General features: G+C 63.2%; 9 protein-coding genes. 4 read left to right on the forward strand and 5 right to left on the reverse strand.

Annotated elements, in window-relative coordinates:
* Positions 1 to 25: 25 nt before the first annotated feature.
* The 3 genes from ACYQ6J_RS12840 (at position 26) to ACYQ6J_RS12850 (ending at position 5,277) form a co-directional block, all read left to right on the forward strand.
* Positions 26 to 3,472, forward strand: coding sequence for a helix-hairpin-helix domain-containing protein (locus tag ACYQ6J_RS12840; RefSeq protein ID WP_460184579.1), 3,447 nt, complete (start codon positions 26 to 28; stop codon positions 3,470 to 3,472).
* A 26-nt stretch (positions 3,473 to 3,498) separates the two neighbouring features.
* Positions 3,499 to 4,020 (forward strand): hypothetical protein, encoded by a 522-nt coding sequence (locus ACYQ6J_RS12845; protein WP_460184580.1) that lies wholly within the window; start codon positions 3,499 to 3,501, stop codon positions 4,018 to 4,020.
* A gap of 120 nt (positions 4,021 to 4,140) precedes the next feature.
* Complete coding sequence (locus tag ACYQ6J_RS12850; protein WP_460184581.1) at positions 4,141 to 5,277, forward strand: ABC transporter permease; 1,137 nt, start codon at positions 4,141 to 4,143, stop codon at positions 5,275 to 5,277.
* Positions 5,278 to 5,306: 29 nt separating this feature from the next.
* Here ACYQ6J_RS12850 and ACYQ6J_RS12855 read toward each other — a convergent pair whose 3' ends face one another.
* The 5 genes from ACYQ6J_RS12855 to ACYQ6J_RS12875 form a co-directional block, all read right to left on the reverse strand.
* A complete protein-coding gene (locus ACYQ6J_RS12855; RefSeq protein ID WP_460184582.1) occupies positions 5,307 to 5,780 on the reverse strand; it encodes a hypothetical protein in 474 nt (157 codons plus the stop codon).
* A 150-nt stretch (positions 5,781 to 5,930) separates the two neighbouring features.
* Positions 5,931 to 6,638: a dethiobiotin synthase gene (gene bioD, locus ACYQ6J_RS12860; protein ID WP_460184583.1), complete on the reverse strand. Its 708-nt coding sequence runs from the start codon at positions 6,636 to 6,638 to the stop codon at positions 5,931 to 5,933.
* A 151-nt stretch (positions 6,639 to 6,789) separates the two neighbouring features.
* Positions 6,790 to 9,828 (reverse strand): malectin domain-containing carbohydrate-binding protein, encoded by a 3,039-nt coding sequence (locus ACYQ6J_RS12865; protein ID WP_460184584.1) that lies wholly within the window; start codon positions 9,826 to 9,828, stop codon positions 6,790 to 6,792.
* A 308-nt stretch (positions 9,829 to 10,136) separates the two neighbouring features.
* Positions 10,137 to 13,685, reverse strand: coding sequence for an aminotransferase class I/II-fold pyridoxal phosphate-dependent enzyme (locus ACYQ6J_RS12870; RefSeq protein WP_460184585.1), 3,549 nt, complete (start codon positions 13,683 to 13,685; stop codon positions 10,137 to 10,139).
* Between the two features lie 556 nt (positions 13,686 to 14,241).
* Positions 14,242 to 15,483, reverse strand: coding sequence for a hypothetical protein (locus tag ACYQ6J_RS12875; protein ID WP_460184586.1), 1,242 nt, complete (start codon positions 15,481 to 15,483; stop codon positions 14,242 to 14,244).
* 281 nt (positions 15,484 to 15,764) lie between these two features.
* On the opposite strand from ACYQ6J_RS12875, the gene ACYQ6J_RS12880 reads away from it, so the two are divergent.
* Positions 15,765 to 16,298 (forward strand): TM2 domain-containing protein, encoded by a 534-nt coding sequence (locus ACYQ6J_RS12880; RefSeq protein WP_460184587.1) that lies wholly within the window; start codon positions 15,765 to 15,767, stop codon positions 16,296 to 16,298.
* Positions 16,299 to 16,396 lie beyond the last annotated feature (98 nt).

Consider the following 16,396-nt stretch of genomic DNA (forward strand, 5'->3'; position numbering starts at 1 on the left):
CATTTCGAGGCTTTGCCGAATTCCTATGGCTACCACGGAAGTCACCATTTCGTTGCGGCAATTGAGTTGGGGGTTGAAAGTCTCCGCCGAGCAAGTGCAAGCGGTCGTGGAGTTGCTCGACGCGGGAAATACGATTCCCTTCATCACACGCTACCGCAAGGATCAAACGGGCGGGTTGGACGAAGAGAAGGTCTTAGCCATCGCCGAGCGGTTGCTCAAGCAGCGCCAATTGGCCGAGCGCAAGCAGACCATCCTTCGCTCGATCGAGTCTCAGAATAAACTGACGCCTACCTTGGCAAAGCAGATCCTGGGCGCTCGCACGCTCAAGCGACTGGAAGACCTCTATCTGCCCTTCAAGCCGAAGAAGCAGACGTTGGCGACCACTGCCCGGGAACGCGGTCTCGATCACCTGGCGGAAGAGATTCTGAATCAGGACCCCATTGCGGCGGACCTGGATCGACGGGCGACCGACTACGTCAACCCGGATAAGCAGGTCACCTCGGGAGCGGACGCCTTATTGGGCGCGGGCCACATCTTGGCCGAACTGTTCAGCGAAAACGCCGAACTGCGGCAGCGGCTTCGCGACATTTTGATGCAGACGGGCAAGCTCAGCACTTCGCTGACCGAAGATGCGGCGAAGTCGTTGTCGGCGACACCGTCCGCTGCGACTCCCGCCTCGCCGATCGAATCGGCTGACGCTCGGGAAACGGGCCCGACCGCGGCGGAGACTTCGACCAAGGAACCGACCGAGCAAACTGCCGCGACCCCAAGCCCTGCCGATGCCGCCGCGCCCGGCATTTCCGAGCAATCGGTCTCCGCGGACGTTCGCGGCGATAGCGGCGAAAAAGCGGTGACGCCGGAGAACGGTGAAGAACGGGCCCTCGGTGAGCACGGCACGGATTCAACGCCGCCTGCGGAGGACGTTGGCCCCGCCCCGGAATCCGACCAGGTTACCGAAGCTGGCCAAGCCGAGACGTCCGCGACGCAGCAGGCGGTGAGCGGCGAAGCAACTCCTGCGGAAAGCGCCCCGATCGAAACCGGCGCAGTCCCGCAGGCGTCGGCCCCCGCCGGACCGCGCACGGTGCCGCTCAAACCGGCTGTGTCGGCCAAAGAAGAAGAGCGACGCAAGAAGCGGGAACGGTTTCTCCGGCTATTCGCCGATTATGCCCGATACTCCGAAAGTGTGCGGACGATCCCGCCGCATCGAGTTCTGGCCATCAATCGCGGCGAGCGGGAGAAGGTTTTGCGAGTCAAGATCGAGGCCGACCTCGAGACGCTGCAAAAGGCCGCGGAAGAAATCTGCGTTCCCGCCGAACACCCCCACGCGGAGTTTCTCCGGGGTTGCGTGAGGGCGGCTCTGACGCGCTTGGTTTTGCCCGCCCTGGAACGCGAGATTCGCCGCGAGTTGAACGAAAAGGCCGAGGCCCACGCCGTTCAAGTCTTCGCCCGCAACCTTCGGCGACTGCTCCTTCAACCGCCGGTCCGCAATCATGTGGTACTGGCGATCGATCCGGGGTTGCGTCAGGGGTGCAAGTTCGCCGTGCTGGATCCCTACGGCAAGGTCCTGGACCACGGTGTGTTCTCGATCATCGGGTCGAGCGAGCGGATCGAAAGCGGCAAGCAGCGCGTTCTCGAAATCGTGCAAAAGCACGGCGTGACGCTGATCGCGTTGGGCAACGGCACGGGATGCCGGGAGACGGAGGACTTTTTGGCGCGGCTGATGCAGAACGATTGGAAGGACGGCGGGCCGGCCTATGTGATCGTGAACGAGGCCGGCGCCAGCGTCTATTCCGTTAGCCAAATCGGCCGCGAAGAGTTGCCCGAGTTCGATGCCGCCATTCGCGGGGCGATTTGCATCGGGCGGCGACTCCTCGATCCTCTCAGCGAACTGGTAAAGATCGAACCGTCCGCCTTGGGTGTGGGACTGTACCAACACGATCTGAAACAAAAGCACCTGGAGCAGTCGCTCGATCAGGTCGTGCAGTCGTGCGTGAGTTTCGTGGGCGTGGATGTCAACACGGGCAGTCCGGCCTTGCTTACCTACGTCTCCGGCTTGAATCAACTCACCGCGCGGCGGATTTACGAGTATCGCCGGGAGCATGGGCCGTTCCGTAATCGCGAGCAACTGAAGGAGGTCCCCGGCATCGGTGAGGCCACGTTCGTCCAGGCGGCGGGATTCTTGAAGATTACCGGCGGAGACAATCCCCTGGACGCCACATGGATTCATCCCGAAAGTTACGAACCGGCCACGCGGGTGATGGAAAAGCTGGGAATCTCGCCCGAGCAGTTGACTCAGCCCGAGGCGCTGCAACCGCTGAACGAGAAAATCGCGTCGCTGGACGTGCAATCGCTCGCGCAAGAGTTGGGTTGCGGCCCGTTGCTGCTGCGAGATATTTTGCAGCAATTGCAACGACCGGGCCGAGACCCCCGCGAAGACTTCCCGCCGCCCATCTTCAAAAAGGGCGTTTTGAAGATGGAAGACCTGGAACCGGGCATGGAATTGAACGGCATGGTGCTGAACGTGGTGGACTTTGGGGCGTTCGTGGACATCGGAGTCAAGCAACCGGGACTGGTGCATCTCAGTCGGATGGCCGCCCGATTCGTGTCCGATCCCCACGAGGTGGTGGCGCCGGGCGATATCGTTCGCGTGTGGGTGGTGGAGGTGGACAAATCGCGCCGCCGCGTATCGTTGAGCATGGTGCCGCCCGGCACACCGGTCCCGACTCGGGGCGGCGGTCGTCCGCGGGGTGAAGGTCGCGCCGCGCGTTCGGAGGGTGCTCCGCCCGCCGGTCGGGAACGAGCGGCGCCGCGGCGCGGACGGACGGGGGATCGACCGGAACAGAAGCCCGCCGAACGCCGCGTCGGGCGAGAGTCCGCCGGGAACCGCACCGGGGATCAACGCGACGGGCAACGTCCCTCCCGCAGGCCCCCGCGCGAGTCCGGTTCGCGACAAGAGAGTCGACCGGAACGAGAGGATCGCCGACCGGAACGCAGCGACGGTGCGGAGATTTCTCGGCCCGTCCGCCTGCCGCAGCGTTTATCGTCCTCCAAGGCGCCGCCCGCCCCCATCAGCGAGGACGTGCTGAAAGGCAAGCAGCCGATGCGGAGTTTTTCGGATTTGATGCAGTATTTCGCGGTCAAGGGAGCGACGCGACCGAGCGCGGGCGAAAAAGGGGGCGGTCAGCCCCAGAGTCGCGGGAAGGATCGCTCGCGCGACGGCAAACAGAGCACGGGGGATTCGACTGCGAAAGCGACCGCCCAAGATGCGCCGAAGCAGCCCGCGACGGACGGCGCCGAGGAACGTCCGCAAGGGCCTGCGGAGGAAGTGACGGCGACCTCGTCGGGCAACGAAAACGCGCCCACGCCGCCGCCCTTGCCCGCCGAGGATGCGTCCGCTACCGTTACCTTGGGGGACTCGGAGAAGGATGCCTCGACGGTCTCCGACGCCGACAAGCCGGATACCTCCGCATAATTCCCGCCGCATCGATACTTGGATACTTGGAACGCGGAGCATTTCTCTGGGTCATCATGAACGACTTTGAGCAACGACTGCAAAAGGCGATCGACCGCGGAAGGCGGATCGGCCGACAGCGTGCCGAAGCCGAGGCCCGCGCCGCCCTGAGCGAGGCCGAACTCCGTGCCCTGCACACCCAATATCGCCTGGAACTGTGCGATTATCTGGAATCGTGCCTCAAGAAACTGCAAGGCCATTTGCCCGGTTTTCGATTCGAGACCATTCTCTCGGATCGTGGGTGGGGCGCCGCCGTCAGTCGCGAAGACTTTCGCTCGCGATCCGGTTCCTCGTCGACCAACCTGTACAGTCGTTTGGAGTTGCTGATCCGCCCGCTCAGCCCTTACGCCGTGCTCGATTTGGCGGCCAAGGCCACGGTCCGCGATCGGGAATTGTTCAACCGCAATTTCTTCCAACCGCTGGGCGAGGTGGATATCGAAACCTTCCGCGAGACCATCGACCGATGGATCGTGGAGTTCGCCGAGGCTTATGCTGCGCGCACCACCTGAGCCGAGATTCTTCGCGGGGACGGCGGCAGCGTGAATCCTTCGGCAACCAACCGCCGTGAGGGGCGTGGGAACGCAACGCCGCGACTCGACTCGCCGGTGCCGTCCGCACGTCGTTGAAGCATGACTGAAACGGATTCCCCGGATATCGCGACCGTTGACGACCGATCCCAAACGGGCGGGTTATCTCCGACCGCGGAGGCGTGGCGGCGGCTAAGGCGGAACCGCGCGGCGATCGGCTCCCTCGTCTTCCTCGGGCTTTTGGCCGTGGCGGCCTTTCTCACGCCGTTCTTTCCCCTGACTCCGCCTCGGCTGGTGGATACGGAACGGCAATTGTTGCCGCCTCGGGCACGGCCCGTGATGGAGCGGTTGCTTTTGGGGAGCTACGACGCCGCACCGACCGCGGACGCGCGGCTTCGCTCGCTGTCGGCCGACGAGATCGAGGCCAAGTTGCAAGAAGGCTTCGGTCGATTGGGGCCGTTCAGTCGCCTTCTATTAAGGGCGAGGATCGCCGTCTTTGGAGAGTGGTGTCTCGCCCCGCTTTGCGGGACCGATCGGTTGGGCAGAGATTTGCTATCGCGTATCTTCTGGGGTTCCCGCATCTCGCTGGCTGTGGGCCTCGTCGCCACGCTGGTGTCGCTTGTCATCGGCGTCACCTACGGCGCCGTGGCCGGGTTCGTCGGCGGTTGGATCGACGACTTGATGATGCGATTCGTGGATGTCCTCTATTCCGTGCCGTTCATCTTCGTGGTGATTTTCCTGATCACCATTTTGAGCGCCGAATCGATCAAGAATACCCTGGAGGATCGTTTCGGCATTACGCGGATCATGATCTTCTTTCTGGTGGTGGGCGCCATCTATTGGCTGACGATGGCGCGAGTCGTGCGCGGACAGGTCCTTTCCTTACGTCAGGAGTTGTACGTCGAGGCCGCCCGAGCCTTGGGCGCGGGGCCGATTCGCATCCTCTTCCGCCACATCATTCCCAACCTGATCGGCGTGGTGATCGTGTATCTCACGCTGACGATTCCCCGCGTGATGCTCTTCGAGGCCTTTCTGTCGTTCCTGGGTTTGGGGGTGGAACCGCCGGACGTCTCTTGGGGCCTGCTCGCCAACGAAGGCTTGCAGATGATTACGCCCATTCGCATCTATTGGTGGTTGGTGGTTTTCCCGGGGTTGGCCTTGGCCGCCACCCTATACGCCCTGAATTTTCTGGGCGACGGCCTCCGCGACGCGCTGGACCCGCGTCTCAAAGACTTGTGATTCGCTCGGGATTCGCCGCGGCAATCCCTCTACCATTGCGATTCGCCGCGACGGGCTAGGTAGTAATCCAGCCTGGCGAGTACGGCCTCCCGGTACGGTCCGAAGGGTACGAAGACCGCCCGCAGAGCGTCCACCGGAGTGAACCGCTTGGTATCCAGCAGAAAGACGCCTCGATCGCCGACGCGGACCGCCCGAACCGTTTGCCAGGGAATGCGGTGCAGTCGCCCAAAAACCGTCCGCTCCACGCCCTGGGGACCCATGCGATATGTGGCGGGCAACAACGCGCGGAGGAACGAAAGCACGATCAAGGCATCGGCGACGAACGTCCACAGCAACCGCGAGGTCACCATCCACGCCCCCAGCGAGGTCGCCGCCAACGCCAAGACGAAGACCGCCACCGTAAACGGCTCATGGACGATCGGCCAGTCATCCCACTCCAAGAGCGGCGGATCGTCTTCGGGAAGTTGTTCGTATCGTCGGGTAATGGTGCTGGCGGTACTCATGGCGCGACGCGGATTCGGGGCTGCGGCGGGGGCCGACGGCGAAGAAAAGCCTTTTCTTCATTATACTTGGCCCGCCGAGCGAGACGCCTGCGTCCGCTCTCGACCGAGGATCGCTCAGCAGTCGCCCGGACCGGCGAAGCGAAGCGTTTCTCAGCGTACGGCGGGTTGTGCCACGCGGTACCAATCGACGGGCGGAGAAAACGCTTCCGCCCCGAACTTCACAACGGCCAGCAGCGGCACCGGACTCCGCGCGGCGATTTCGCGAGGGTTGTCCTCGCGACTGATATCCGCCTGGTCGGGACATACGGGTTCGTTCAGCACGATTCCCGCCGTCGGCAATCCCCCACGATAGACGCTCGCCGCCGTGAGCGTCGTCAGCGTTTGATTGATGGTCCCCAGGGCGTTGCGGGAGACGATCAACAGGGGAAATCCGAGGTCGCAAGCCAAGTCGGCGACGTAGTCCTCCTCGCTGATGGGCGAAAGCAAGCCGCCCACGCCTTCGACCAGCACGACCGCCGACCTCTCCAGCCAGGGATCGAGTCCGCGGCGAAGAAGATCGCGGTCGATCCGGCGATTCTCCTTGGCGGCGGCGACGTGCGGGGCCAAGGGCGCGAGAAAGCGTTGCGGACAAACCTCTTCCGGCGTGCCGGGCCGCCCCGCGGCCTCCCAAAGCAACAAGGCATCGTCGGAGACGATCTCGCCGTGTACGCTTCGGCAACCGCTGGCGGTCGGTTTGTAGACCCCCACGGCGTAGCCTGCTTGCTTCAAGGAACGGGCGATCATGGCCGCCACGTAGGTCTTTCCGACCTCCGTATCGGTGCCGGTGATGAACAGCCCTCGCGGTCCTCCTTGCTCCATGACTCTCCTCCCACGGGTCGCGCTTAGGGTCGCCTCGCACCCGATGCCGCCGGGTAGCGCCCAACCGGCGTGCGACGCCGCCGTAGGTTACGGACTCGAGTCAATCTTGCGTGGACGATAGCCGTATGGCAAAGCGCCCTTCGTTGCGGGTTCACGGTCGCAGCACGACCACGCTCAGATTGACGCCGGGTGCCGCCGCCGGATAGCGGAGCCTCGCTACGCCGCCGGTTTGGGCTTCCACGTAGTACTCGAAATCGCCGGTCAGAATGTCAGCCCCAATCGTTGCCCGGTACACTCCCCGCGCATCGTGCTCCAAGGGTACATCGCGAAATTCTTTATCCCCCAGGGGACGCCATCGCAGGACGGGGCGGTCCGGGGTGAAGCCCAGCACGATCACTTTCACGCGGAAGGCCTCGCCCGCCGTCAGTAACGTCCTTTGAGTGGGCACGATCAGCCGAGGCGGTCCCTCGTAGTCGGTCCCCGGTTGCGCCTCCGGCGGAAGGGGTTCGCCCAACATTTGCTCCAACTCCGCGCCGGGATCGTACAGCAGCATGGGCAAGACGTGCTGCTGCCAGTTGGCGACGTTGCCCAAGCCTCCGTAGGTGCTGACGTGCGCCAACAAGTAGTGATGGGCCTGGGCCGTCTCTCGTACCAATTGGATGCGGAGCGGCAGGGCCTCTTCGCGGGCGACCCGCCGCTGTTCTTCGGGGGTGGGAGCCTGCTTGGCCTTGGCAACCGCCGCGTTGTAAACCGCCCACGTGCAGTTCACTTGCCCGTTGGCTCGCATATACCGGAACAGATTCAGCCAGTAATCGAATCGCTCCAGGTTGCCCGGTCCGACAACGCGATCCCGCAAGGCCTCCAGTTGCGAAACGAAGGCGTATTCCGGGGCGACCTTTTCCCAAGGTCTCGGGTCGGGCTGAATGCCGCCGGGACCTCCCACCCAGTTGCTGGGACGCGGGAGTCGACCGTCGACGGCGGCGAAAATCTCGGCGATTTCGGCGGCGACTTCGGGGCCGAATTGCGCGGCCGCCCAGTCCAAATAGAAATCGTGCGAGGCCAAGAAGCGATCGGCGGCGGCATTCGTCACCGGCCAATCGGCCGCATAATCCTGCCAAGCGGGTCCGCCACAGTTCACCGCCCGCATCATGGGCCCCTCCAGGCGAATGGCGGCGATGGACGGGTACTCGACCTCGGGCACGAAGTCGATCGTCAGGCGACCGTCCGTCACGGCCACATCTTCGAACGTGTAATCGAGCGCCCGATTTCGGCCAACACGGGCGAAGATGTCCAGGCCTTCGATGACGGGCTGCCCCTGTATCCGCACGCCGAAGACCCGTTTTCCCGCCTCGGCGTAATGCGGTTCGCAAAACTTGAGGATCAGGCGATACCGACCGTTGGGCACGTCGAAGTGATACGCTGCGACGTTGTAACGGACGGTCCGGTACAGCTCGTCCTCTTCCGTATCGGCAACTTCGGCACCGGGAAACGCCGCCCAATTCCCGCCTTGCGGTCCTTCCTTGGGGGCGGGTTTGGGTTGCGGCGGCCTTCCCCAATTCGGGTTCCAAGCGGCTTGATCCCACGCGGCCTTGGCCAGTGCGGAGACGTTCGGCCCCAGTTGCCGCGTTCTCCAGTGGATACCCATCAGACCCGTGCAACCGTAGGCCAGGGCGTCGGCGGCGTCCTTGCGCATTCGACCGACCCAAAGCTGCGGACTGTTGAGGGCGGGATCGTCCTCCATCCAAGGAATGGCCCATTTGGGACGGCCTTCGACTTGAGCGAAACCCGGTTCCACAGGTTCGTGCCCCACTTGGCGGTTGATGCAACTGACGGCCCAATCCTTCGGCAGGACCTTATCGAACATGGCGCGATCCTGCACCGGTCCCAGGACCCAACCGCAAGTGGCCAGACCGAACGGGGCGCCGACCTTTCGGGCGGCCTCCGCCGCCGCGTTCAAGTCGGCCAGGGTCGCGTCGATTTGAGCGGGCTTGGTCCCCGACCAGGTCCAATCCTCGGGCGTCCAGAACCAGTAATAGTCCAGGGGGTGCGTCTGCATGATGCGGCGGAACATGCCCTCGTAAACCTCTTGGACTACGGCGGGATCCCGCGGGTCCTTGCCGGCCTCCTCCAAACGCTTTCGCACGGCGCTGGGGATGGTCAGCGGCGTCTCCGTCCCGACGACGGTCTTGACTCCCAGCAGACGGGCGAAACGAAAGGCCCCGTCCAGCGTGACACCCATCGCCTCGAATAATTGGTTGGTCTTTTCGACGGGTGCCTCGTTCCAGGGGGAATAGCCTTGCATGTAGTCGGCGCCGAAGTCGTCGGCCTCGAATATGCGATCGGCGCCCCAAACATAGGCGGAGGTCTTCCAGGGGCGGTATCCCCAAGCTCCCGTCACGTTGCCGGTAAGAAAATGCCGGGCGGGATAGCTAAAGCGCACCGCCGGGCCCTCGCCGATATCGTCCGTCGTACCGATCCACACCAGCGGTTCCGGTCCGACGCCGCCCTCGGGATAGCAGTGCAACCCGAAGAAATTCATCCCCAGCTTGGGCAGTTGGGCCAGCACCGCCCGATAGTCCTCCAGGCTCCACCAGTCCGGTCCTTCCGGGAAGTCGTGAAAGGGCTGGATGCCGCGGCAAGCGAAGAGCGGGCGCCGCGTCTCATCGAGTTGGGGCAACGACCAAGCGATGAGCCGATCCGGAAGCACGTCGCCGTCCAGGTAGAACCTGGCCCCGTAACTTTCGGCCGTGCGGTATGCGGCGTACAGCAGCGTCCCGGCGTCGTAACCCGCTACGACCAGCAGATGGCGTTCACCCCGAGGCACGGTCCAAAGGACGTACCCATCGGGCTGAGCGACCGCCAATCGCCCGGCCAACTGCGTTAACGAGTCTTCCAGTCCCATCTCCCGCAGCCAAGGGCCGGTTTCCAGCGCCTTGGCGTAAGCGATTAAGATAACATCGGACTCGCCAGGTACGTCGGCGACGATCGGCAGCAGCGCGCCGGTCCGCTGGTAGACGTAGCGACGGACTTCCTGAGCGGCCAACCGCTCCACGGCGTCGGCATCCGCTCGAACCACGATCGCGGCGGGCGAAGAAGGCTGGGACGCCTGGAGCGTCCGCGGGCGGAGCAGGGCCGGCACGATGCCGGCCACGCACACGAGTAATCCAACCCAACTTGTGAATCGCATCATGTTGCTTCCCTCCCGCGTGTTTGCCGGCGGGGCGTGAAATTGGGCGCCGCACCCCCTGCGCAGGGTTGGTGACCGAATCGCGCGCCGCACGAGATGCCGCCCCGGTCGGCCCGGATCACCCTGCGTTCCGCAAGGCACCGGACGGCGTAGACGTACTTTTACCCGTCGAGAGACCGCCGTTCAAGCCGCTTGGCGGAGAATTGGGTCGGCGGCATCAGGCGGAGTACGACGAGTTAGAGAAACGAAGAACCCGCCGCGAATCCGGTTGTGAAATCGCGGACCGAGCCTTTCCCGGGAGCCAACGCGGATCATGGGGCCGCCGTGGGTTGCAAGCGCGAACCGCGGTAGGCCGGGTCGATGCGATCCATCTCTTCGCACAAGGCGTCGATGGTGTCGCGGATTTGCTTCTCGGTATGTTTGGCCGTGAGGAAGAATCGCAGTCGGGCGGCGGTCTCCGGCACGGCGGGATGCACGATCGGTTGGACGTTGATTCCCCGCCGAAACAGTGCCTGAGAGAGCAGCATGCAGTGAAGCGAATTTCCCAGGATGACGGGCACGACGGGCGAATCGTGGCTCAGACCGGTATCGAGTCCGCGCTGCCGCGCCAATTGCAGGAACAAGGCCGCGTTTTCCCGCAAGCGTTGCACGCGCTGCGGTTCGGTTTGCATCAGGTGCAGCGAAGCCAATGCCGCGGCGGCGTTGGGGGGCGAAAGGCCGACGCTGAACACGAAACCGGGGGCGGTGTACTTGAGATACTCGGTCAGGGCCCGCCGACCCGCAATATAGCCGCCGCAACTTCCGAACGACTTGCTCAGGGTGCCCATCCAAACGTCCACGTCGGCTCGATTCACGGCGTGGTATTCGCCGATTCCGCGACCGGTTTCGCCGATGGTACCCATGGAATGGGCCTCGTCCACCATCAGCAGCGCCTTGTGCCGCTTCTTCACCTCCACGAACCGCGGCAGGTCGGGAATGTCGCCGTCCATGCTGTACACGCCCTCGATCACCAGGAGGACGCGACGATATTCGTGGCGGAAACGCTCCAGCAAGCGGTCGGCGGTTTCCCAGTCGTTGTGCGGGAAAGGACGGCGCCGCGCGCCCGAGAGAATGGCTCCCTGAACGATGCTGTTGTGGGAAAGGGCGTCGTGCAGGATCAGGTCGCCGGGCTTGAGGAGATGGCCGATCACGGTCTCATTCGTGGCGTGCCCGCCCACGAAGACCACGGCGGACTCGGTTCCCAAGAACTCGGCCAAACCTCGCTCCAATTCGCCGTGGAGGACCTTTTCGCCGGAGACCAATCGACTGGCCGACACGCTGGTGCCGTAACGCTCCACGGCCTGCTGCACCGCTCGAATGACGGCCGGATCGCCCGACATGCCGAGGTAGTTGTAGCTCGAATAATTGACATACTCTCGGCCGCCGATGATGGTGCGATCGTTCGTGATGCCTTCGTGCACCGTGAAGAAGGGGTTTCCCAATCCTGCCGCTTCCAAGATTTGGAGGCGTTCTCGCAGGGCCGTATACTCGGGAAAACGTTCGAAGTCCCAGCACTCGGGCGGAATCTCTTGGCCGGGTTCGAAGAAGGCGGTGCGGTTGCGGATTTCCACGCCGCCCCCGCCCAGGTAGCGTTCGACGGCCTCGACCACCTGCTGCGCCGTCTCCAAATCGGGCAGAATCTCCTCGGGGAATCGCCCGCCGAATCGTTCCTCCAGCGAGGCCAAGATCTCCATGCGTTCCAGCGAATCCAGTCCCAATTCGGCGATGGAACTGTCCAGGGTAATCCCGGCGGCGCGGTCCTTGCCCACGCGTCGCACCTCATCCAAGACGGCCTGGATGATCTGTTGCCGATCGGCGGCGACGGGAGTTCGTGGTTGGGAGGAAAGTGCGGCGGATTCACGGGGACGGCCTCCGCCGGCAGCCTGCCAGCCCTCGCCGCCTTGGGCCGCCAAGTGCTCTTGCAGTCGCCGCAAACCGCTTGCGGTGTCGTCCGCGGCCGATACCGTCCCGGCCCGCACGGCGCCGTTGCCGCCGGTCCCGGTCGATTCCGCCGCTGTTGCCGCGGGCACGGGGGAATCCGAAGTTGCGCCGCCCGCCGAAGGCATCTCGGCGGTTGCAGCCTCGCCCGCTCGCCACTGGGCCACCACGGAGAGCGTCCCGTCCAAGTAGGCCTTGCGACAGGCGAACCGCTGGATCTTGTTGCTCGACGTCCGCGGGATGCTGCCCAATTTGATCAGGACGATGGCGTCCAATGGGAGTTCGTGTTCCAAAGAGACGGCACGGCGCACCGCCTGAAAGATTTCGTCGAAACCCTGCTTGACGTGGCGCTCGACCTCTTGGATCAAGACGAGCTTTTCCCTGCCGTCCTCCTCGACGGTGCAACACGCCCCCGCATTCGGTCGCAAGCGATTGTCGGCCCGCTGGGCCGTGCGTTCCACGTCGTGCGGATAGACGTTGACGCCGCGAACGATGATCATTTCCTTGATTCGGCCGGTGACGAACAACTCGCCCTCCAGCAAGAACCCCAAGTCGCCTGTCCGCATGAACGGCCCTTCTCCGGTGTCCGCGATCATGCCGCCGAAGGTCTCCCCCGTGGCGTCGGGATTCTTCCAATATCCTTGAGCGACGCTGGGGCCGCGGACCCAAATCTCGCCCACCGCAAGCTCTCCCAAGCGGCGATGGGTCTGGGGATCGACGACGGCCACTTCCACGTCCGGTAGTCGCGTGCCGCAACCCACCAGGGTTTGCACGCGGTGCCCGCCGTTGTTCGTCGGTCGCGGCCTGCCCTGGGCGACGGATTCGGCCTCGAAGCGGCGGAGAATCGGCGGTTGACGCACGAACCCTCCCGTGACGATCAAGGTCGCCTCGGCCAAGCCGTAACACGGATAAAACGCCTCGCGTCGGAACCCGCAGGGGGCGAAATACTCGCTGAATCGCTCGATGGTCTCGGCACGAACGGGTTCCGCGCCGTTGAACGCCACCTCCCAACAACTCAGGTCCAGGCTTTCGCGCTGCTCCGGCGTGACCGAGCGGACGCACAGATCGTAGGCGAAATTCGGTCCGCCGCTGGTCGTGCCGCGATATTTCGAGATGGCGGCCAGCCAGCGATAGGGTTTCTGCAAAAAGGCCATGGGCGACATCATGACATTCGGCCGCCCCACGAAAACCGGCTGCAAAATGCCGCCGATCAGGCCCATATCGTGATAGCTGGGCAACCAATAAACGCCGGTTCCCGAGCGCCGATGCTCGAAGGCGTGACAGATGAGGGCCGAGTTGTGCATCAAATTGGAATGCGACAGCATGACCCCCTTGGGCGTGCCGGTCGAACCGGAGGTGTATTGCAAAAAGGCCAACGTCTCGCCCGAGATGTCGGGCCGCTTCCAGTCGTCCGGCGGTGCCGGTTCTTCGCCGGTGGTGGTCAGCCAATTCAATTTCAAAAGGTCGGGCGTGTCATGGATCACGCCGTCCACGCGCTCGCGCACCGCCGCCGTGGTCAAGGCCGCTTTGGCCTGGGCATTGTCGGAAATCGCCTGGATGCGTTCCAAGGACCGATTGCGCCGCGGCGGATAGACGGGCACGGCCACCACCCCGGCATACAGGCAACCGAAAAACGCCGCAATGAAATCCAGTCCCGGCGGATACAGCAGCAAAGCCCTCTCCCCGGATAGCCCGTGCGCCTGAAGCCATGCGGCAATGGCGCGAATACGACGGTCCAACTCCGTATACGTGATGCGAATCTCGTCATTCTCTCCGTCGGCCAAGTAGACGAACGCCGTATCGTCCGGTTGGTGTTCGGCGCGATGACGCAGCAAATCCACGAAGGTGGGGGGAACGAAAAAACTTCCGATGGAACAACTCATGGGCACATCACGGCTTTCTTATAGGAGCGGAATATCCGTCGTCCTTCGTCGGCCTCGCATCCGTATCGCTAGCGCGACATGGAGGCGTTTGGAGAGTATGCGGAAAATGCACGACGGAGCGTCCATCCGCGGAAATACCAATACGTCGGTCGGTGGGGAACCTGTTCTTACGGCGCGGAAATAGCCCCCCCGCGCAACACGCGACGCGAAAGCCCCATTTCTTCGATTCGGAAGAATCAACCGTTCAGAGTACGACCTTTTGCGTGGGCTGACAACCCATCACTTCATTGTGCAAATACGCTATTATTCCCAAAATTCGCGGTCAACACAAAACAGCGAGCTTTGGCAATCTTAAGGGTCAGCACGATACGCCTTTGTGGGGGGGTGTGGCGAATGGGAACCGGAAAGTCATTCGCAGCTCCCATCTGCGGATCCGCAGCAGAGCCTCGCAACGGGGAGTGCGATGCGAACACTTTTCCGCAACCAAGCAAGATGCCGCCCCGACGTGGAGCGGCGAAGGAGATTCGGGCACGATCCCTCTAAAATGGGGGGCGATTCAGCGCGGCAAGCTTACACGCAGGCCGACGTCCTCTTGGCCATCAAACTTGCCTCCGTCGTCGCGAAGGTTGGTTCCCACGGAGTAGACCAGCCATCCATCGTCCACCGGGCGCAGGAGCAGAGGTGTGCCGGTAAACGGATCGACCTTTTCCCCCTCGGGGAGATCGATGGATTCCCAGGCGATTTCCGCCTTCCCGCCTTTTTCGTTCGCCTGTTCGACGATGCGAACATGGGCGCGAAGGCACCGAATTTCGGCAATGGCCGTCCGACCCGCGTTTTGGCCTGCCTCAAAGGCGGGCAGCGCAAGGTCCACCAGCTTATTCCATGCGGAAAAGCCCTTTTGCGGCGAGGGTGCCGCCGCCTTGCCGGGGACGTCCAGTCCGTGCTGCCTATAGTAGTCCAGCACATCCAGGTAGTAATCAACGGTGCTGTAATACATCACCGAGGCAGGCCAATAGCGAGCGAACGACATTTGACGTTCCATTTGATCCAGACCGTAGGCGCCTTCGGATCGAAGGGCTTCCTCCCACCACCGATGGACGTCCAATTCCGCGAGTCGAGCATCGAGGGCATTGAGGGTCTCGCTTGGAAACCGCCCGGCGGAAAGCGTATCGGCGGCTTCGCGAAGGGTAATGCGGAGACACGCCACCCGAACCAAATTACCCACTAAGCACGGAGCGCCCCGCCGCAACGTCCGCAAGCTCAGCAAGACGTCCTCCATGAATCGCTCAGCCTCTCCCTGCAACCGGTGATAACGGGCGGAGACGCCGAGATAGCGGTAGACGCCTCGGACGTCGGAGATCACGCCAAGAAGCCTCTCCATGAAGTCGCCTTGCGTGCCGAGGGCGGCATACGGTTCCTCACCCGGCAGTTCGGCCAACTGTCGGAACAACTCTCGGGCGCGGGGATTCTCCGCAATGGCGCGCATACGAGCTAACTCCTCGTCGGTGGGGGTGCCCGCGCTCACCGTATCGCTCGAAAGCAGGTCTTGCCACCCCGAATCCGTGGCGGCCAATTCTGCCATCAAGGCCCGGACAAGTTCGGTCGCCTGCATGCCATCGTGGGCCGATTGTGCGTCGAGGTCGGCTACGGTAATCGGGATGCCTTGCTCTGTCAGCGCCGTGAGGCGTCGATGCGGATTCCGGTCGGCGGCCCAAACCCACAGGGCGAAAAAGATGCCCCCAATGCCCAGGCATGCCGAAATCACGGGAATGACTTTTCGCGTCGGTTTGTGAAACATTGCGTCCGTCTCCGTGCAGGGCGCGCCGTTAACGGCGCGGCGCCGTCAATTGGAGTTAAAACTCACCCCATGTGAATTCGCTTGCGAGGCTTAAGTATTACGGCGTGCGGACGAAATACCCAAGGGGGTGCGGTTGCCGAAAGGCCCGCGGACCGGCATCCGGCGGGACCGCAAAAACTCGCATTTGGATAACACGGCGTTGCCGCCGGGTTTCTGTCGGAATAGACTCGACGCAGCAGACCGCAAAAAGCTAGAATGACACCTTGCTGAGGAGACTTTTGATGTCCGTTGGCGAAACTTACTTCAATTGTACGGCATGCGGGAGTCAACTCAAGGTTGCTTCCAACACGGCGGGCAAGAGAACGATCTGCCCCGCCTGCGGTGCTACCCTGATCGTGCCGACCCCGCAACCTCCGCCCCGGGACGATCCTATTTTCGCCGCGATCGAACCGGAACGTGCTCCGGGCGCGGCGAACACCAAGTTTTGCTTTCACTGCGGCGCCGTCATCTCGATCCTGGCGGAGATTTGCCCCCGTTGCGGTGTCCGACAACCCGGCACATCTCCGCACGGCGGTTCCGGCCCGAATCGCCTCGTGGCGTCGCTGCTGGCGATTTTTCTCGGCGCGCTGGGGGCGCACAAGTTTTACTTGGGCGATACAACCTCCGGTGTCATCTATTTGATCATCAGTCTCGGCCTCGGGTTGTGCACTCTTGGTATCTCCAGCTTGATTATCGGCTTGGTCGCATTGATCGAGGGACTGTACTACCTCAGCTACACCGATGAGCAATTCGCCGCCAAGTACGGTCGGCGATAGGCGACCGTGGTGCTGTGGTGCAACCTAGCACAACATTGGATCCCGTCGATATTTGGCCGGGTATCGCAGCGGTTGCGGCGGGGCTGGGAAAGCGACTT

The sequence above is a fragment of the Thermopirellula anaerolimosa genome (assembly GCF_054657335.1).